This window comes from Sinomonas halotolerans (genome assembly GCF_039615075.1).
Lineage (GTDB): Bacteria > Actinomycetota > Actinomycetes > Actinomycetales > Micrococcaceae > Sinomonas > Sinomonas halotolerans.
In genome coordinates, this window is sequence record NZ_JBDFRB010000002.1 from 227,668 (window position 1) to 243,975 (window position 16,308).

Annotated in this window: 18 protein-coding genes; 15 read left to right on the forward strand and 3 right to left on the reverse strand. The window is 70.4% G+C overall.

Annotated elements, in window-relative coordinates; all coding sequences use genetic code 11:
• The first annotated feature begins 25 nt into the window (after positions 1–25).
• From ABCQ75_RS03475 to ABCQ75_RS03535, 13 genes are all read left to right on the forward strand, one after another.
• A complete protein-coding gene (locus tag ABCQ75_RS03475) occupies positions 26–517 on the forward strand; it encodes a hypothetical protein (RefSeq protein WP_345883121.1) in 492 nt (163 codons plus the stop codon).
• Positions 510–827, forward strand: a complete 318-nt coding sequence (locus tag ABCQ75_RS03480) for an AtpZ/AtpI family protein (protein ID WP_345883122.1) — start codon at positions 510–512, stop codon at positions 825–827. The genes ABCQ75_RS03475 and ABCQ75_RS03480 overlap by 8 nt, the downstream gene beginning before the upstream one ends.
• 88 nt (positions 828–915) lie before the next feature.
• Positions 916–1,716 carry a F0F1 ATP synthase subunit A gene (gene atpB / locus ABCQ75_RS03485; protein ID WP_345883123.1) on the forward strand — a complete coding sequence of 267 codons (801 nt, stop codon included), beginning with the start codon at positions 916–918 and terminating at the stop codon, positions 1,714–1,716.
• 67 nt (positions 1,717–1,783) lie between these two features.
• Positions 1,784–1,987, forward strand: a complete 204-nt coding sequence (atpE, locus tag ABCQ75_RS03490; protein ID WP_005268527.1) for an ATP synthase F0 subunit C — start codon at positions 1,784–1,786, stop codon at positions 1,985–1,987.
• A gap of 56 nt (positions 1,988–2,043) precedes the next feature.
• Entirely contained in the window at positions 2,044–2,601 is a 558-nt protein-coding gene (locus tag ABCQ75_RS03495; protein ID WP_345883124.1) for a F0F1 ATP synthase subunit B, read from the forward strand.
• Positions 2,601–3,434 carry a F0F1 ATP synthase subunit delta gene (locus ABCQ75_RS03500; protein WP_345883125.1) on the forward strand — a complete coding sequence of 278 codons (834 nt, stop codon included), beginning with the start codon at positions 2,601–2,603 and terminating at the stop codon, positions 3,432–3,434. The genes ABCQ75_RS03495 and ABCQ75_RS03500 overlap by 1 nt, the downstream gene beginning before the upstream one ends.
• Before the next feature lie 90 nt (positions 3,435–3,524).
• The gene (gene atpA, locus ABCQ75_RS03505) at positions 3,525–5,162 is read left to right on the forward strand and encodes a F0F1 ATP synthase subunit alpha (protein ID WP_345883126.1); all 1,638 of its coding nucleotides are present in this window, start codon (positions 3,525–3,527) and stop codon (positions 5,160–5,162) included.
• A 77-nt stretch (positions 5,163–5,239) separates the two neighbouring features.
• Positions 5,240–6,130: a F0F1 ATP synthase subunit gamma gene (locus ABCQ75_RS03510; protein WP_345883127.1), complete on the forward strand. Its 891-nt coding sequence runs from the start codon at positions 5,240–5,242 to the stop codon at positions 6,128–6,130.
• Positions 6,131–6,197: 67 nt separating this feature from the next.
• Positions 6,198–7,649 carry a F0F1 ATP synthase subunit beta gene (gene atpD / locus ABCQ75_RS03515; protein ID WP_345883128.1) on the forward strand — a complete coding sequence of 484 codons (1,452 nt, stop codon included), beginning with the start codon at positions 6,198–6,200 and terminating at the stop codon, positions 7,647–7,649.
• A gap of 1 nt (position 7,650) precedes the next feature.
• Entirely contained in the window at positions 7,651–7,932 is a 282-nt protein-coding gene (locus ABCQ75_RS03520) for a F0F1 ATP synthase subunit epsilon (RefSeq protein ID WP_345883129.1), read from the forward strand.
• Positions 7,933–7,942: 10 nt separating this feature from the next.
• Positions 7,943–8,374 carry a DUF2550 domain-containing protein gene (locus ABCQ75_RS03525; RefSeq protein ID WP_345883130.1) on the forward strand — a complete coding sequence of 144 codons (432 nt, stop codon included), beginning with the start codon at positions 7,943–7,945 and terminating at the stop codon, positions 8,372–8,374.
• Positions 8,375–8,381: 7 nt separating this feature from the next.
• Positions 8,382–9,701, forward strand: coding sequence for an alpha/beta hydrolase (locus ABCQ75_RS03530; RefSeq protein ID WP_345883131.1), 1,320 nt, complete (start codon positions 8,382–8,384; stop codon positions 9,699–9,701).
• Positions 9,698–12,259 carry a phosphatidylglycerol lysyltransferase domain-containing protein gene (locus ABCQ75_RS03535; RefSeq protein WP_345883132.1) on the forward strand — a complete coding sequence of 854 codons (2,562 nt, stop codon included), beginning with the start codon at positions 9,698–9,700 and terminating at the stop codon, positions 12,257–12,259. Before ABCQ75_RS03530 ends, ABCQ75_RS03535 begins: the two co-directional genes overlap by 4 nt.
• A gap of 260 nt (positions 12,260–12,519) precedes the next feature.
• On the opposite strand, the gene ABCQ75_RS03540 is transcribed toward ABCQ75_RS03535, so the two are convergent.
• From ABCQ75_RS03540 to nucS, 3 genes are all read right to left on the reverse strand, one after another.
• Positions 12,520–12,723 carry a cold-shock protein gene (locus tag ABCQ75_RS03540; protein ID WP_345883133.1) on the reverse strand — a complete coding sequence of 68 codons (204 nt, stop codon included), beginning with the start codon at positions 12,721–12,723 and terminating at the stop codon, positions 12,520–12,522.
• Between the two features lie 267 nt (positions 12,724–12,990).
• Entirely contained in the window at positions 12,991–14,244 is a 1,254-nt protein-coding gene (locus ABCQ75_RS03545; protein WP_345883134.1) for an N-acetylglucosamine-6-phosphate deacetylase, read from the reverse strand.
• 82 nt (positions 14,245–14,326) lie between these two features.
• Positions 14,327–15,022, reverse strand: coding sequence for an endonuclease NucS (gene nucS / locus ABCQ75_RS03550; RefSeq protein WP_345883135.1), 696 nt, complete (start codon positions 15,020–15,022; stop codon positions 14,327–14,329).
• Positions 15,023–15,082: 60 nt separating this feature from the next.
• Here nucS and ABCQ75_RS03555 point away from each other — a divergent pair, with 60 nt between their 5' ends.
• A complete protein-coding gene (locus ABCQ75_RS03555; protein ID WP_345883136.1) occupies positions 15,083–15,442 on the forward strand; it encodes an ATP/GTP-binding protein in 360 nt (119 codons plus the stop codon).
• 29 nt (positions 15,443–15,471) lie between these two features.
• Complete coding sequence (locus ABCQ75_RS03560) at positions 15,472–16,296, forward strand: alpha/beta hydrolase (RefSeq protein ID WP_345883137.1); 825 nt, start codon at positions 15,472–15,474, stop codon at positions 16,294–16,296.
• The last annotated feature ends 12 nt before the right edge of the window (positions 16,297–16,308 follow it).

The window sequence follows — 16,308 nt, forward strand, 5'->3', positions numbered from 1 at the left end:
CACGAACGGCATAGGAATGAACCGCATGACGCAGAGCACCGGCGCCCCCGGCCCCTCTCGCGCCGTCGGCTCCCCGTGGCTCGGGCTCGCACTGCGGTGCAGCGCAGCGGGCGCACTCGCCGCGGTGGTGCTCGCAGGGTCGGCCCTGCTCGCCTCCGGCGCCGCGGCCGCGCTGAGCGTGCTGTTCGCCGCGGTCCTCGTCATCGCCTTCTTCGCCATCAGCCTCCTCGCCGGCCATCTGGTGGGGCGACGCAACCCGTCCGGCGCGATCGGCGTCTTCGCGGTCGTGTACGTCGCCAAGATCGTCGGCTTCGCCGCGCTGCTGCTCTGGCTCGGGACGCCCGCGTGGGTCGACGGCCCATGGTTCGGGGCATCGGGGATCGCCAGCGTCGTGGTGTGGCAGGCCGTCGAGGTCTTCTCTTTCGGCCGGCTCCGCCTCCAGATCTTCGACGACCCCGACCACTCTGATCAATCCGCCCCCTCTGCGCCGACTGCCCAGGAGGGCCCGCATGCGTGACGAGAGCGACCACGGGAGTGCCCCCGGCCCCGCGGGGGACGGCCGCCCCGACGCCCCTTCCGGCGACGGCGGCTACAACGCCGGGATGGCCGTCTTCAGCTACATCATTGGCGGGATCGCGGTCTGGAGTTTGATAGGGTGGGGCTTGGACAATCTCCTGAAAACCCGCTGGTTGGTGCTCGCAGGAGCCCTGGTGGGGATTGCCGGCGGCATCTATCTGGCCATCAAGCACGGACTCTTCTCGCCGCAGCGGTCTGACACCGAGGCCGCACAGGATCCCGACCGCGAGGACGGGGGCAGCCGCAGCTGATGGACCACCTGAAAATTTCACATGTGGGGGTCGAAGCCACTCGCCCCAGCATCTGCCCGACGATGGACACCTGCAGAGAGGAATTGCGTTGACCCCGTTCGCGCTTCCGGCCGCTGACGACGGCGCCTTCACCCCGCCCACCCTCGAGGACATGCACCTCCCGGCCATCTTCCCGTGGGGCGCCGCCGAGGGCTTCTCGAAGCAGATGCTGCTCGTGCTCCTCTCCGTCGTCCTCATCTCTTGGTTCTTCCTCGCGGCGGCCCGCAAGGGGCAGCTCGTCCCGGGCAAGCTCCAGTTCCTCGGCGAGAGCATGTACGGCTTCGTGCGCAACTCGATCGGCAAGGACATCATCGGCGGCAGGGACTTCATGAAGTTCGTGCCGCTGCTCTTCGCGCTGTTCTTCTTCATCCTGCTGAACAACATCTACGGCGCGGTCCCCTTCTTCCAGCTCCCCACCATGTCCCACGTGGGCGGCGCGTACTTCCTCGCCGGCCTCGTGTACGTGACCTGGATCGGCGTGGGCCTGAAGAAGTACGGCCCCCGCTTCATCAAGCTGACGGTCGTCCCGAGCGGCGTGCCGTGGTTCATCCTCCCGATCGTCGTGCCGATCGAGATCATCTCGAACTTCATCGTCCGCCCGATGACGCACAGCCTCCGTCTCTTCGCGACGATGCTCGCAGGGCACCTTGTGGTGGCCCTCGCCGGCTCCGGCATCGCCTACCTCATCTCCCAGGAGAACATCCTGCTCCAGGGCACCTCGCTGCTCGTGCTGGTCGGCGCCGCCGCCATGTACATGCTCGAGGCCCTGATCATGGTCCTGCAGGCCTACGTCTTCACGCTGCTGACCGCGATCTACATCCAGGGCGCGCTCCACGCGGACGCCCACTGATTCTTCCCCCACCGGGGGATTCCACTGAACCGAACACTGCCCACGCGGGCATCTTGAAAGGAAAACAATGGAAGGCAACCTCAACCTCGTCGGCTACGGTCTCTCCGCTATCGGCGGTGCCATCGGCGTGGGCCTCGTCTTCGCTGCCTACATCAACGGTGTGGCCCGTCAGCCGGAGGCGCAGCGCGTCCTCCAGCCGATCGCGTTCCTTGGCCTCGCCCTCACCGAGGCGCTCGCGATCCTCGGTCTCGTCTTCGCGTTCGTTCTCTGATCCACGAGAACACGGCAGACCGAGCCAGTACCGAGTAGATAGGAGGGGTGGAACACATGCATCAGCTCATTGTTCTCGCCGCCGCCGAGGGCGCTGAGGCGCAGAGCCCGCTTGCGCCGAACTGGTGGGAGGTGCTCGTCACCGCCATCGGCTTCGCGATCCTGCTCTTCATCGTCGTCAAGTTCATCGTGCCGGCGTTCGAGAAGACGTACGCCGAGCGCGCAGAGGCGATCGAGGGCGGCATTGCCAAGGCCGAGAAGGCCCAGGCGGAGGCTTCCGCAGCCCTCGAGGAGTACAAGCAGCAGCTCACCGACGCCCGCACCGAGGCCAACCGCATCCGCGAGGAGGCCCGCGCCGAGGGCGCGCAGATCCTGGCGGAGCTCAAGGAGAAGGCCGCTGTCGAGGCTGCCCGCATCACCGAGCAGGCCCAGGCACAGATCGAGGCCGAGCGCCAGCAGGCAGTCGCCTCGCTGCGCAGCGAGGTCGGCACGCTTGCCACGACCCTGGCCGGCCGGATCGTCGGCGAGTCGCTGGACGACGACGCGCGTGCATCGCGTGTGGTCGACCGCTTCCTCGACGAGCTGGAGTCCCAGAACGCAGGTGCAGCGAAGTAATGGCAGGAGCATCGAGCGAATCGCTGGCCGCTGCGCTTGCGGATCTGGAGACCACTCTGCCGACGGCCTCGCTGTCCCTGGCGCGGGAGCTCTTCGGGATCGTCGGTGTCCTTGACGGCTCCGCCGGCCTGCGCCGTGCGCTGACCGACCCGTCCCGCGAGGGCGCGGAGAAGTCGGCACTCGTGCGCAGCCTGCTCGAGGGCAAGGCCTCCGCTGAGGCTGTCGCGATCACGGCCAAGCTGGCCGCATCGCGCTGGGCGGACGCCCGCGACATCAGCGATGCGCTCGAGACCCTGGCCTCGACCGTGGCGATCGCCGTGGCCGAGCAGGGTGCCGGCGCTGCGGGTGGGCTCAGCGGGCTCGAGCGTGTCCAGAACGAGCTCTTCGCATTCAAGAGCGCCGTCGAGGGCAACCACGAGCTCCAGGCCGCACTGACCGAGCCGCAGGCCACCCCGGACGCCAAGCGCGCCCTGGCCCTGCGGATTGTGCCGGGCGTGTCCGAGGAGGGCAGCCTGCTCATCGGGCAGGCGGCCGCCGCGCCGCGTGGGCACCGTCCGACCGCGCTCGTGGAGAAGTTCGCGGCGCTCGCCGCGGCACGCCAGAAGCGCTGGATCGCTGAGGTCGCCGTGGCACGGGAGCTGACCAACGCGCAGGCTGGACGTCTCCAGACCGGCCTGAACGCGCTCTACGGGCGCGATCTGAAGATCAACACGACCGTTGATCCCCAGATCATGGGCGGTGTGCGCGTCACGGTCGGCGACGAGGTGCTCGATGCCTCGACCGTGGCCCGGCTCTCCGAGCTGCGCCGTCAGCTGGCTGCCCAGGCGCGGTAGGCCCCAGCCACACTTCGTAGAAGACAATCCGGTCATCGCAGACAGAACCGCTCCGATGACCATGACACTCAAGAGAGCAGGGACTGCAAGATGGCCGAATTGACCATCAATGCCGACGACGTCCGCAATGCGCTGAATGACTTCGCGGCTTCCTACGAGCCCGGTACGGCTGAGCGCGTCGAGGTCGGCCGAGTGACCACTGCCGGTGACGGCATCGCCCGCGTCGAGGGCCTCCCCTCGGTCATGGCGAACGAGCTCCTCCGCTTCGAGGACGGCACGCTGGGCCTGGCCCAGAACCTCGACGTCCGCGAGATCGGCGTCATCATCCTCGGTGACTTCACGGGCATCGAGGAGGGCCAGGAGGTGCACCGCACCGGCCAGATCCTCTCGGTGCCGGTGGGCGACGCCTTCCTCGGCCGCGTGGTCGACCCGCTGGGCCAGCCGATCGACGACCTGGGCCCGATCGCCGCGGAGGACACCCGCGCGCTCGAGCTCCAGGCGCCGGGCGTCACCCAGCGCAAGTCGGTGCACGAGCCGATGCAGACCGGCCTCAAGGCCATCGACGCCATGATCCCGATCGGCCGCGGCCAGCGCCAGCTGATCATCGGCGACCGCCAGACCGGCAAGACCGCCATCGCGGTGGACACGATCATCAACCAGAAGGCCAACTGGGCCTCGGGCGATGCCACCAAGCAGGTCCGCTGCATCTACGTCGCCATCGGCCAGAAGGCGTCCACGATCGCCGCAGTGCGCCAGACCCTCGAGGACCAGGGCGCGCTCGAGTACACGACGATCGTCGCCTCCCCGGCGTCCGACCCGGCCGGCTTCAAGTACCTGGCCCCTTACGCGGGCTCCGCTATCGGCCAGCACTGGATGTACGGCGGAAAGCACGTCCTCATCATCTTCGACGACCTCTCGAAGCAGGCCGAGGCCTACCGTGCCGTCTCCCTCCTCCTCCGCCGTCCGCCGGGCCGCGAGGCCTACCCGGGTGACGTCTTCTACCTGCACTCCCGCCTCCTCGAGCGCTGCGCCAAGCTCTCCGACGAGCTCGGCGCGGGATCGATGACCGGCCTGCCGATCATCGAGACCAAGGCCAACGACGTCTCGGCGTACATCCCGACGAACGTCATCTCGATCACCGACGGGCAGATCTTCCTCCAGTCGGACCTCTTCAACGCCAACCAGCGCCCTGCTGTGGACGTCGGCATCTCGGTGTCGCGCGTCGGCGGCGCCGCACAGGTGAAGTCGATGAAGAAGGTCTCCGGCACGCTCAAGCTGGACCTCGCGCAGTACCGCGACATGCAGGCGTTCGCGATGTTCGCGTCCGACCTCGACGCGGCCTCGCGCCAGCAGCTCACCCGTGGCGCGCGCCTCATGGAGCTGCTCAAGCAGGGCCAGTACACGCCGTTCCCGGTCGAGGAGCAGGTCGTCTCCATCTGGGCGGGCACCAACGGCCACCTGGACGATGTCCCGGTCGAGGACGTGCGCCGCTTCGAGGGCGACTTCCTCGACTACCTCAAGCGCAAGACGTCGATCCTCACGACCCTCGCCCAGACGAGCAAGCTCGAGGACGACACCGTCGAGGCCCTCACCACGGCCGTCGTGGAGTTCAAGAAGGGCTTCTTCGGCGAGGGCGACAACCGCCTGGTCGGCGCCGGCCACGAGGAGCACGAGGCTCTGGCCGAGGGCGACGTCAACCAGGAAAAGATCGTCAAGCAGAAGCGCTGATTCCCTGCCGCTGAGCGGATGGGCCGGGGCCCCGGCCCCGGCCCATCCGTGACGCCAAGGGTGAGGAAAGGACAAGAATGGGAGCCCAGATCCGGGTCTACCGCCAGAAGATCGCCTCGACGACGTCGATGCGCAAGATGTTCAAGGCGATGGAGCTGATTGCCACCTCCCGCATCGGCAAGGCCCGCGCCCGCGTGGCTGCGTCCCTGCCGTACGCGAATGCCATTACTCGCGCCGTTTCTGCTGTCTCCTCTTCGTCCGAGATCGACCACCCGCTGACCACCGAGCCCACTCAGGTGCGTCGCGCGGCGGTGCTGGTCCTCACGGCAGACCGAGGCCAGGCCGGCGCCTACTCCGCAAGCATCCTCAAGCGCGCCGAGTCGCTCAACGAGCTGCTGAAGGAAGAGGGCAAGGAGGTGGCCACCTACCTGGTCGGCCGCAAGGGCCAGGCCTACTTCGACTTCCGCGGCCGCGACTACGCACGCGTGTGGACCGGCGGCACCGACAACCCCGAGTTCGCCACGGCCCGCGAGATCAGCCAGGTCCTCCTCGAGGCCTTCGCTGAGCGGTACGAGGACGGCGGAGTCGACGAGATCCACGTGGTGTACACGCAGTTCAAGTCGATGGTGGTGCAGGAGCCGACGGTGATCCGCCTGCTTCCCCTCGAAGTCGTCGAGGAGAACGCAGCGGAGGCGAGCGACCTCCTGCCGCTGTACGAGTTCGAGCCGGAGCCCGAGCAGGTGCTCGATGCCCTGCTCCCGCGCTACATCGAGTCGCGCATCTTCGCCGCGATGCTGCAGTCGGCGGCGTCCGAGCTGGCTTCCCGCCAGCGGGCGATGAAGAACGCCGGCGACAACGCGACCGAGCTGATCAAGAAGTACACGCGACTGCGCAACACCGCCCGCCAGGCGGAGATCACGCAGGAGCTGACCGAGATCATCGCGGGCGCGGACGCGCTCAACGCCTGAGCCGGACCGGTTCGCAGGCACCAGACGAATAGACTTATTCCACGCCATCTACCAAGAAGTGAGAGAGATGACTGCCACTGCCTCTGAAGCGGTTGCGACCGCCGGCGCGACGGGCCGGATTGCCCGCGTGATCGGTCCGGTTGTCGACGTCGAGTTCCCGGCCGACGCGATCCCGGACATCTACAACGCCCTCACCACCGAGATCACGCTCGGCGGCACGACCCGGACCATCACGTTCGAGACGGCCCAGCACCTCGGCGACAACCTCGTCCGCGCCATCTCGCTGCAGGCCACGGACGGCCTCGTCCGCGGCACGAAGGTCACGGACACGGGCTCGCCCATCTCCGTTCCGGTCGGCGACGGCGTCAAGGGCCACATCTTCAACGTCCTCGGCAAGCCGCTCGACGTCGACGAGTCCGAGATCCAGGCCTCGGACCACTGGCCGATCCACCGCAAGGCACCGTCCTTCGCGCAGCTCGAGGGCTCGACCGAGATGCTCGAGACGGGCATCAAGGTCATCGACCTCCTCACCCCGTACATCAAGGGTGGCAAGATCGGCCTGTTCGGCGGCGCCGGCGTCGGCAAGACCGTCCTCATCCAGGAGATGATCACCCGCGTCGCGCGCAACTTCGGCGGCACCTCGGTGTTCGCCGGCGTCGGCGAGCGCACCCGTGAGGGCAACGACCTCTGGGTCGAGATGGAGGAGGCCGGCGTCCTCAAGGACACCGCCCTCGTGTTCGGCCAGATGGACGAGCCGCCGGGAACGCGCCTCCGCGTGGCCCTTACGGCGCTGACCATGGCGGAGTACTTCCGCGATGTCCAGAACCAGGATGTGCTGCTCTTCATCGACAACATCTTCCGCTTCACGCAGGCGGGTTCCGAGGTCTCCACGCTGCTGGGCCGCATGCCCTCCGCCGTGGGCTACCAGCCGAACCTCGCCGACGAGATGGGCCTCCTCCAGGAGCGCATCACCTCGACGCGTGGCCACTCGATCACGTCGATGCAGGCCATCTACGTCCCGGCCGACGACTACACCGACCCGGCCCCGGCGACGACGTTCGCGCACCTCGACGCCACGACTGAGCTCTCGCGCGAGATCGCCTCGCGTGGCCTCTACCCGGCTGTCGACCCGCTGACCTCGACGTCGCGCATCCTGGACCCGCAGTACATCGGCCAGGACCACTACGACACGGCCGTCCGCGTCAAGCAGATCCTCCAGAAGAACAAGGAACTGCAGGACATCATCGCGATCCTCGGCGTCGACGAGCTCTCCGAGGAGGACAAGATCGTCGTGGCCCGCGCCCGCCGCATCCAGCAGTTCCTCTCGCAGAACACCTACACCGCGAAGCAGTTCACGGGTGTCGAGGGTTCGACCGTCTCCATCAAGGACACGATCGAGGGCTTCAAGGCGATCTGCGACGGCGAGCTCGACCACATCGCAGAGCAGGCCTTCTTCAACGTCGGTGGCCTCGACGATGTCGAGCGCAACTGGGCCAGGATCCAGGAGCAGACCAAGTAGCATGGCTGAGCTCGAGGTCGAGATTGTCGCGGCGGACCACTTTGTGTGGTCCGGTGCGGCGAAGATGGTCAAGGCCCGCACTGCAGACGGCGAGGTCGGGATCCTTCCCGGCCACTCGCCGATGCTGGCAATCCTGCACGCGGGCGAGATTGCGATCGAGCCGGTCTCCGGCTCCCGGATCACCGGCAGCGTGGACGGCGGGTTCTTCTCCGTCGACAGCGACCGCGTGGTGATCGTCGCCGACAACGCGAAGATCGGCGAGCCTGCCGCGGGTACCCGTTAGCCAGACCTCGATGGACGAATCCGCCATTCCGTTCATCATCCTGGCAGCGGTCTTCCTGCTCCTGGCAGTGATGCTCTGTGTCCTGGGGGTGCGCCGCATGGTACTGCGGCGCACCCTCGGGACGGTGGACGCCTCCATCTCCATGGCCGACGGCCCATGGCGGTTGGGGGTGTGCCGCTATCAGGACACGGAACTCGAATGGTTCCGGCTCTTCTCCCTCAGCCCGGTCCCGCGGCACCGCTTCACCCGGAGCTCGCTCGAGCTCCTCGGCAGGCGCTCCCCGACGGAGTCCGAGCGGGCAAAGGTCCAGGCGGACACGGTGATCGTGGAGCTGGAGCACCGGGGCGAGAAGGTCCGTTTTGCCATGGGATTCCACGCCTATGCGGGCCTGGCCTCGTGGCTCGAGGCGGGCCCCGTGGTCGGCGTCGGGACCTGGCGCTGACCCTCCCATGGACGCCCTGCTCGACCTGCGGGTGGTCGACGGCCCGGTCGCCGTCGCGATCGTGGCCTTCGGTGCCCTGTCCTTCCTCTGGCTCATTGCGCGGCTGCTGATCCCGCGCCCGCGCGGCAGGGGAGTGCTGCTCCTCGCGTGCGCGGCCCTCGCCGCCCCTGCGCTCACCGCCGCGGCCCACTGGTTCCTCGTGGACGCCGTCGGCGTGTTCCCCACAGACCTCCCCCGCGAGGTCCTCTTCTCCAACGGCCTGGCGCTGGCCGGAATACTCCTCGCTGTGGCCGTGGCCGTGCGGGGCGGGCGCGCTGCCCTTCGGCCCCGCCGTTGGGCGGCGCTGCTCGCTGCGCTCCTGGGCGTCCTTGCCCTCACGGCGCAGCAGGTCAACGCCTACTACGGCCTCAACCACACCGTCGGCGACCTCGCCGGCTCGAGCCTCGCACGGATCGAGCCTTTCGAATCCTCCCTCGAGCGCGGCGCCGCCCCGAGCGTGCCGCTCGCCCAGTGGAGGCCGGCGGGTGCACTGCCCGGAACAGGCGAGCTCCGGCGCGTGCAGATCCCGAACTCTGTGTCCGGCTTCGCGGCGCGCGAGGCGTACGTGTACCTGCCGCCGGCGTACGCGGCGCCCGTGCGCCCAGAGCTGCCTGTCCTCGTCCTCATGGCCGGCCAGCCAGGCTCGCCCGCCGACTGGCTCACGGGCGGACAGCTGCGAGGCCGCCTCGACCGGTTCGCCCGCGACCACGGCGGCGTGGCCCCCGTGGTCGTGGTAGTGGATCCGATCGGCAGCCCCTCCGCCAACACGCTGTGCATGGACACGCGTCTGGGCAGGGCGGAGGCCTACCTGACCCGGGACGTCGTCCCCTGGATCGCCCAGCGGCTGACAGTCGCCTCCGGGCCCCGGGCGTGGGCCGCCGGCGGGTTCTCGTTCGGAGGGACCTGCTCTGTGCAGCTGCTCGCGAAACACCCTGAGCTGTTCGGCGCGGCCCTCGCCTTCGCACCCGAGAAGGAGCCGGCGCTCGCGAAGGAGCGCGCCAAGACCATCGACGGGGCGTTCGACGGCGACGCGGCGGCCTTCGACGCGCAGGTGCCCGCACACTTCTTCGCCCAGGGCGGGCACGAGGGCCAGTTCCTGTTCCTCGCCGTCGGGAGCGGAGACGAGGAGTTCCTCGCGCAGGCGGGCACCGTCGCGCGCCAGGCACGCGAGGGCGGGGCGGACGTGCACCTTGAGGAGGTTCCCGGCGAGGGGCACTCGTGGGAGATGGTGGGCGAGGCCCTGCCGGTGGGGCTCGAGCGGCTCGCCGCGCGCTGGCGGCTGCCGTGAAGGCCGGCGCGGCCCTGCGCGCATTCGGCCGCTGGGCGGGGGAGCGTGCACGGCGCCATCCCCTGACCGCCGGTCTCGTCGCGGCGCTGTGGACCGTCGCACTCTCGACCGGCAGCCTCCTCGCGGGCCCATCCGCGGCGCTGCTCGAGTTTGTCGGCGCGGACCTCGCCTCGCTGCGTGCGGGCCACTGGTGGGGAGTGCTGACCTCCCTTTTCTTCGTGACGAACCCGCTCGCCTACGCGGGGGCCACCATCCTGCTGGCCGTGCTCGTGCCCCTCGCGGAACGGGCCTACGGCACGGTGCGCGCCGCCGCGCTGTTCTTCGGCGGGCACCTGGCCTCGCTCACGGCATTCCTCCTCGTGACGCAGGTGGCGGACCGCGCGGGTGAGCTGTGGCTCGGCGGCATGGCGGACGACCCCCTCCTCGGCCCGTATCCCGCAGCGCTCTTCGCGGCGATGGCCGCGAGCCCCGCGCTCGGCGTCCTCTGGCGCCGGAGGCTGCGGGCCGCGCTGCTGGGCGTCTCGGCCACCCTCGTGCTCTACGTGGGCCATTCCGAGGCGGTGCTCGGACTCATCGGCGCACTCCTGGGGCTCGCGGCGTGCTGGTGGTCGGCAGCCGCGTCCGGCGAGCGGGCGCCTGTGCCCAGCGTCCGCGAGCGGAGGAACCTGCTGGCCCTGCTCGTCGCCCTCCTCGCGGTGGGGCCCGTGCTCACGGCGCTCGCGAGGAGCCCTTCCGGGCCCTTCGCCCTCGTCCGGGACATGGTCCTCAACCCGGTGCCCGCGATGGCCCAGCTCCAGCAGGAGTGCGGCGTGCTCCTCACCCCCCAGTGCCTCCAGGCGGGCATCCCTGCCGCGCTCTCGCCGGTCGGCTACGCCACCGCCCTCATCCCCACGCTCATCCTCCTCGTGTGCGCTGAGGGACTGCGCCGGGGGAGGGCGGTCGCCCTGCACATCGTCCTCGCCGTCCAGCTCGGGCTCCTCGCGCTCATCGCGGGCTACCTCGTGCTCCTCGTCTCCGGGCCGGCGGGACCGGACCGGAAGGTCCCGGGGCTGTTCGCCTCGGGCCTCGTGCATCTGGTCCCCATCGTCGTGACTGCACTCGCGATCGCGGCGCTCCTGTGGCTCGGCCGAGGTCTCTTCCCGGTGCAGACGGCGCAGGGAGTACGACGCCGGCTGGCGGCGGCGGGCGCGGGCCTCGCCGTCGTGCTCGTCACGGCGTATTCCGCACTGTGGTGGGCGGGACGTGCGCGGGAAGGCTGGGGCGGGCCCGCGGCGGGCGACGGCGCCGCACCGGGTGAGGGGGGCACGGCACCAGCCGAAGCGGCCGCGGCGCTCGCGCGCGAGCTCGTGCGCCAGTACCTCCCGGCGCCGATCCCTGCTGGATACACCGAGGCGTTCCGCGGCCGCACCGATGCCGAGCTGTGGCTGTTCACGCACAGCGGCCTCATCCTCTGGACCGCGCTGCTCGTGCTCGTGGCCATGGCGGTCCTGGCGGCACGCCCGACTCTGGGGGCCGACGAGGGGAGCCTCGAGCTGGCGCGCGGCCTCGTTCGCCGTGGCGGCGGTCCGCTGTCCTGGATGACGCTGTGGCAGCCCAACCGGTTCTGGTTCGACGAGCACGGGACCGCCGGCCTCGCGTACCAGCTGCACGGCTCCGTGGCGCTCTCGGTCGCGGGGCCGATCGGCGTGCCGGGGCGCGGCCCGTCCGCGGTGGACGGGTTCATCGCCCACTGTGCCCGCCACGCGCTGACGCCCTGCTTCTACGCCGTCTCGGCGGATCTGTGGCCGCACCTGCAGGCGCGCGGGTTCCGCCGCGTGGAGGTGGCGCAGGAGACCCGCCTGCACGTGCGCGGCCTCGAATTCACGGGGCGCGAATGGCAGAACGTGCGCACGGCGCTCAACCGGGCCCGGAAGCTCGGGGTCGCGGCGGTCTGGACCCGCTACGCGGACCTCCCGTCCGCGCAGCGGTCGCAGCTGGGCGCCCTCGCGGAGGAATGGTCCGCGAGGAAGCCGCTCCCGGAGCTGGGGTTCACGCTCGGAGGGATCGACGAGCTCGACGACCCGGACGTGCGCATCTGCCTGGCGCTCGACCGGGACGGGCGCCTGCACGGCGCCACGAGCTGGCTCCCGGTGTTCGAGGACGGGCGGCTGACGGGCTGGACTCTGGACTTCATGCGCCGCGGGTCAGGGAGCTTCCCGGGCGCCATGGAGTTCCTCGTGGCCTCGGCGGTCCTCGAGCTCCGCGAGGAGGTCGAGTGGATCTCGCTCTCCGGCTCTCCCCTCGCCTCCGACCCCGTCGGGGAGAGGGCCGCGGTGCGGCGGGGCGACGAGCTCCTCTCGCGGCTCCTTGACGCGGTGGGCAAGGCGCTCGAGCCGGTCTACGGCTTCCGCTCGCTCGCACGGTTCAAGTCGCGCTTCCAGCCCGAGTACCACGCTCTGTACATGTACTACCACGACCCCCTTGAGCTGCCGGCCATCGGTCGGGCGCTCGCGGCGGCCTACCTGCCGGGGCTCACGATGCGCCACCGCCTGCGGCTCCTGCGCAGTCTGGTGGGCTGAGGAGGCTGGTGGGCTGAGGAGGCTGGCGGGCTGCGGAGGCTGGCGGGCTGCGGAGGCTGGCGGGCTGCGCGGGCCCCGCAGCCCGGGCTGAGCCCGTCCACAGCAGGGGAGCGGTCCGCCCTGTCATCTTGCCCCCGCAATGTTTATTTACAGTTCAAGTAAATAATGGAATGGTCGCGAGGACGCCCTGCGGAAAGCAGAAGGGCCCCGCGGGAATGATTCCCGCGGGGCCCTTCCTCAGTGTGCCGTGCTGGCTCGAATCAGAGGGCGACGACGCCGGTGGCCTGCGGCCCCTTGGCGCCCTGGCCGATCTCGAACTCGACACGCTGGTTCTCCTCGAGCGTGCGGAAGCCGTTCGACTTGATCTCCGAGTAGTGGACGAAGACGTCCGCGTCAGCGTTGTCGGGCGTGATGAAGCCGAAGCCCTTCTCAGCGTTGAACCACTTGACGGTTCCCTGTGCCATGTCCTGCGTTCTCCTGTGGATTGCAACGAGACGCCGACGCGCCTTGCGCCGGCCGGGTTACTCCGCGGGAGGACCCGGTGGCCCGGGAACTCCACGCTCGCAACGGTCTTGCGAGCATGCATTGCATGGAAAAACACTGCTACCTACATCAAGACTGGTCTTAGCCAATCATGAGCCGGATTCCCGGTCAACGGCCATTCGCCGTTTTGTCGATCGAGTCGGCGAATTTCTGGAGAACGCGCGGAGAACGTCCCGGGCCGGGGCGGGTCAGCCCGCGGGAGGGGGCGCGAGGAGGTGCCCGGCGCGCACGACGGCGAGCGGCTGCAGGGCCGCGTCCGTCGCCAGGACGTCCGCCCTGAGTCCGCGCCGCAGGCTGCCGATCTCGTCCGAGCGCCCGAGCACCGCGGCAGGCACCGCGGTCGCCGAGAGGACGGCCTCTTCGAGGCCCACCCCGGCCGCAGCCGTGCGCGCGACCACCTCGATGAGGGTCGCGGTGCCGCCGGCGATCGAGCCGGTCGCGTCGAGGGTCGCGATTCCTCCGGCCACCGTGACGGGGGAGGGGCCGAGGGTGTACCTGCCGTCGCTGAGCCCGGCGGCCGCCATCGAGTCGGTCACGAGGGCGATCCCGCCCGGCCCCACGAGCTCGAAGACCGTGCGCACCATGGCGGGGTCCAGGTGCACCCCGTCCGCGATGAGCTCCACGACGGCCTGCCCGCGGGCGGCGGCGCGGAGGCAGGCGGCGACCGGGCCAGGAGCGCGGTGGTGCAGCGGCGGCATGCCGTTGAACAGGTGGGTGACCGTCGGGAGCCCTGAGGTCCCGTCGAACCCTGCCGCGGCGAGGCCGTCGCGGGCCTGGGCCAGCGAGGCCTCGGCCGCCGCGTCGTCGCAGTCGGTGTGGCCGAGCGAGGGGGTGACGCCGTGGGCCGTGAGCAGGTCGACCAGGTCGGCGGCGCCCTGCAGCTCCGGGGCGTAGGTCATCGAGACGAGCGTGCCGGCTCCGGCGGCGACGAGCTCCTCGGCAAGGCCGAGGTCCGGGGCGAGCAGGAAGTCCGGGTTCTGGGCGCCGCACCGCGCGTGCGAGAGGAAGGGCCCCTCGAGGTGGGTCCCGGCCACGAGGCCCTCGGAATCGAGGCGGGCGAAGAGCTCCAAGCCCGCCACGAGCGCGTCCGGGGACGCCGTGACCATCGAGGCGAGGAGGGTCGTGGTCCCGCTCCGGTGGAGGAAGTCGAGGGCCCGGCGGGCGGAGTCCTCGTCCGCGCTCGGGAAGTCGCCGCCGTTCGCGCCATGGCAGTGGAGGTCGACGAGGCCGGGCAGCAGGATCGCGTCCTCAGGGAGCTCGAGCTCGGACCCGGCGAAGCCCGCGGCATCGAAGTCCGCCGCAGGCCCCGCGTACACGATGCGGTCGTCCTCCGTCGCGACGAGTCCGGCGTCCACCGCCGTCCCGTCGCTCACGATCCGGCCTCGCGCGAGCAGTCGCGGCGTTCCGGGGGCTTCCGGTGAGGGTGCGCTCGGGGTCGTCATGCCACGATCTTAGGCGAGCCCGGTCCCAGTCGGCCGGTTCGCGCGCGCCATGGCGCGGTCCGCCGTCCTCGTGGCGGGAGGTTCAGAAGAGCCGGGAGTCGACGTCGTCCACGCCCCGCATGGCGTCATAGTCCAGCGTCACGCAGTCGATCCCGCGGTCGGCCGCGAGGACCCGCGCCTGCGGCTTGATCTGCTGCGCCGCGAAGATGCCGCGCACGGGGGCCAGCAGCGGGTCGCGGTTGAGCAGTTCGAGGTACCGGGTGAGCTGCTCGACGCCGTCGATGTCGCCGCGCCGCTTGAGCTCGACGGCGACTGTGGTCCCGTCGCCATCCCGCGCGAGGATGTCCACGGGTCCGATCGCCGTGAAGTACTCGCGGCGGATCAGCGTGTAGCCCTCGCCGAGGGTCTCGATCTGCTCCGCGAGGAGCCGCTGGAGATCGGACTCGACGCCGTCCTTGATGAGGCCCGGGTCTACGCCGAGCTCGTGGCTCGAGTCATGCAGCACCTCGTGGAGGTTCACGATCAGGCGGTCGTCCGTCTTCGTGGACTGGACCGTCCACTGCTGGACCACGCCGTCCTCGAGCTCGGCCTCCTCCGGCGTGCTGACGCGCAGATGGGCCGGCGGGCTCATCCAGTTCAGGGGCTTGTAGGAGCCGCCGTCCGAGTGGACGAGCACCGAGCCGTCGGCCTTGACGACGAGGAGCCGGGTCGCGAGCGGCAGATGGGCCTTGAGCCGGCCGACGTAGTCCACGGAGCAGTGGGCAATGACGAGTCGCACCCGGGCAACTCTACCGGGCACGCGGTGGGGGCCGATCCCGGTGCGGGGCAGAATGGGAGGATGCCCCGTTCGAACCGCCCCCGCCGCCGCCCGTCGTCGTCCCCCGCTCCACGGGGCGCACGGGCAGACCGAGGCGGCCAGGACAGGGAGGACCGCGAGGACTTCGACCCCGAGCGCGTTCTCGCGGGCTTCGCGCGGCTCGAGTCGGCGCCCGACGGCGACTGGCGCGTCCGGCAGGTCACGACACGGACGGCGGCCAAGGAGTACACGTGCCCCGAGTGCTCGCGGGTGATCCCGCCCGGGGTCGCGCACCTCGTCGTGTGGGCCGACGACCACCTTTTCGGGGAGGCCGCCGGGATCTCCGAGCGGCGGCACTGGCACACCCACTGCTGGCGGACGCGCAGCTACCGGAGGAGGTAGGAGGCGTGGTGGCGGCTAGGCTGGCCTGCATGCCAGCAGAGCACGCCCAGCCTTCAACGTCCGCCGGTCCGCCCTACGCGTTCACGGAGTCCGAGGAGCCAGTTCCCCTGCGCGCCAACACGGTGCTGCCTGCGCGCCGCGAGGAGATCGAGCTGCGCACGGCGGACGGGCTCACGCTCGTGGGCGAGCTCGCGCTGCCAGCAGACCGCGAGCCGGTCGCGACGCTGATCACCCTCCATCCGCTGCCGACGCACGGCGGATTCATGGACTCGCACGTCTTCCGGAAGGCCTCCTTCCGCCTCCCGGCGCTCGCGGACATCGCCGTCCTGCGCTTCAACACGCGCGGCACGTCGAGCCCGCGGGGGACGAGCGAGGGGGCGTTCGAGGAAGGGATCGGGGAGAAGGCCGATGTCGAGGCGGCGGTCGCGTTCGCAGCCGAACGGGGCCTGCCGGCGCGGTGGCTCGTCGGCTGGTCCTTCGGTACGGAGCTCGCGCTCAAGTACGGGGCGTCGTCGCCGATCGCCGAGCTCACGGAAGGGGCGATCCTCCTGTCCCCGCCGCTCCACCGGGCCGGCGATGCGGACCTCGACGCGTGGGGGGCGTCGGAGCGCCCCCTCACGGTGCTGGTCCCCGAGCATGACGACTACCTCCGGCCTGCCGAGGCGGCGCAGCGGTTCGCCCGTGTCCCCCAGGCGCGGTTCGTCGGCGTCGACGGCGCCAAGCACCTGTGGGTCGGGGAGAAGTTCGTCCACCGCGTGCTGAGCGAGATCGTCGACGACGTGACGCCGGCGGGTGCAGGGCCGTCCGGCCTGCCCACGGAGTGGGAGGGCCCGACGGCGACCGCCACGGCCTGACCGTAGGCCCGC

Excerpts from the sequence above, each read along its gene's own strand:
- ABCQ75_RS03475 (WP_345883121.1), top strand. The coding sequence starts at position 26 with ATGACGCAGAGCACCGGCGCCCCCGGCCCCTCTCGCGCCGTCGGCTCC.
- ABCQ75_RS03480 (WP_345883122.1), top strand. The coding sequence starts at position 510 with ATGCGTGACGAGAGCGACCACGGGAGTGCCCCCGGCCCCGCGGGGGAC.
- atpE (WP_005268527.1), top strand. The coding sequence starts at position 1,784 with ATGGAAGGCAACCTCAACCTCGTCGGCTACGGTCTCTCCGCTATCGGC.
- ABCQ75_RS03495 (WP_345883124.1), top strand. The coding sequence starts at position 2,044 with ATGCATCAGCTCATTGTTCTCGCCGCCGCCGAGGGCGCTGAGGCGCAG.
- ABCQ75_RS03500 (WP_345883125.1), top strand. The coding sequence starts at position 2,601 with ATGGCAGGAGCATCGAGCGAATCGCTGGCCGCTGCGCTTGCGGATCTG.
- atpA (WP_345883126.1), top strand. The coding sequence starts at position 3,525 with ATGGCCGAATTGACCATCAATGCCGACGACGTCCGCAATGCGCTGAAT.
- ABCQ75_RS03510 (WP_345883127.1), top strand. The coding sequence starts at position 5,240 with ATGGGAGCCCAGATCCGGGTCTACCGCCAGAAGATCGCCTCGACGACG.
- atpD (WP_345883128.1), top strand. The coding sequence starts at position 6,198 with ATGACTGCCACTGCCTCTGAAGCGGTTGCGACCGCCGGCGCGACGGGC.
- ABCQ75_RS03520 (WP_345883129.1), top strand. The coding sequence starts at position 7,651 with ATGGCTGAGCTCGAGGTCGAGATTGTCGCGGCGGACCACTTTGTGTGG.
- ABCQ75_RS03525 (WP_345883130.1), top strand. The coding sequence starts at position 7,943 with ATGGACGAATCCGCCATTCCGTTCATCATCCTGGCAGCGGTCTTCCTG.
- ABCQ75_RS03530 (WP_345883131.1), top strand. The coding sequence starts at position 8,382 with ATGGACGCCCTGCTCGACCTGCGGGTGGTCGACGGCCCGGTCGCCGTC.
- ABCQ75_RS03540 (WP_345883133.1), bottom strand. The coding sequence starts at position 12,723 with ATGGCACAGGGAACCGTCAAGTGGTTCAACGCTGAGAAGGGCTTCGGC.
- ABCQ75_RS03545 (WP_345883134.1), bottom strand. The coding sequence starts at position 14,244 with ATGACGACCCCGAGCGCACCCTCACCGGAAGCCCCCGGAACGCCGCGA.
- ABCQ75_RS03555 (WP_345883136.1), top strand. The coding sequence starts at position 15,083 with ATGCCCCGTTCGAACCGCCCCCGCCGCCGCCCGTCGTCGTCCCCCGCT.
- ABCQ75_RS03560 (WP_345883137.1), top strand. The coding sequence starts at position 15,472 with ATGCCAGCAGAGCACGCCCAGCCTTCAACGTCCGCCGGTCCGCCCTAC.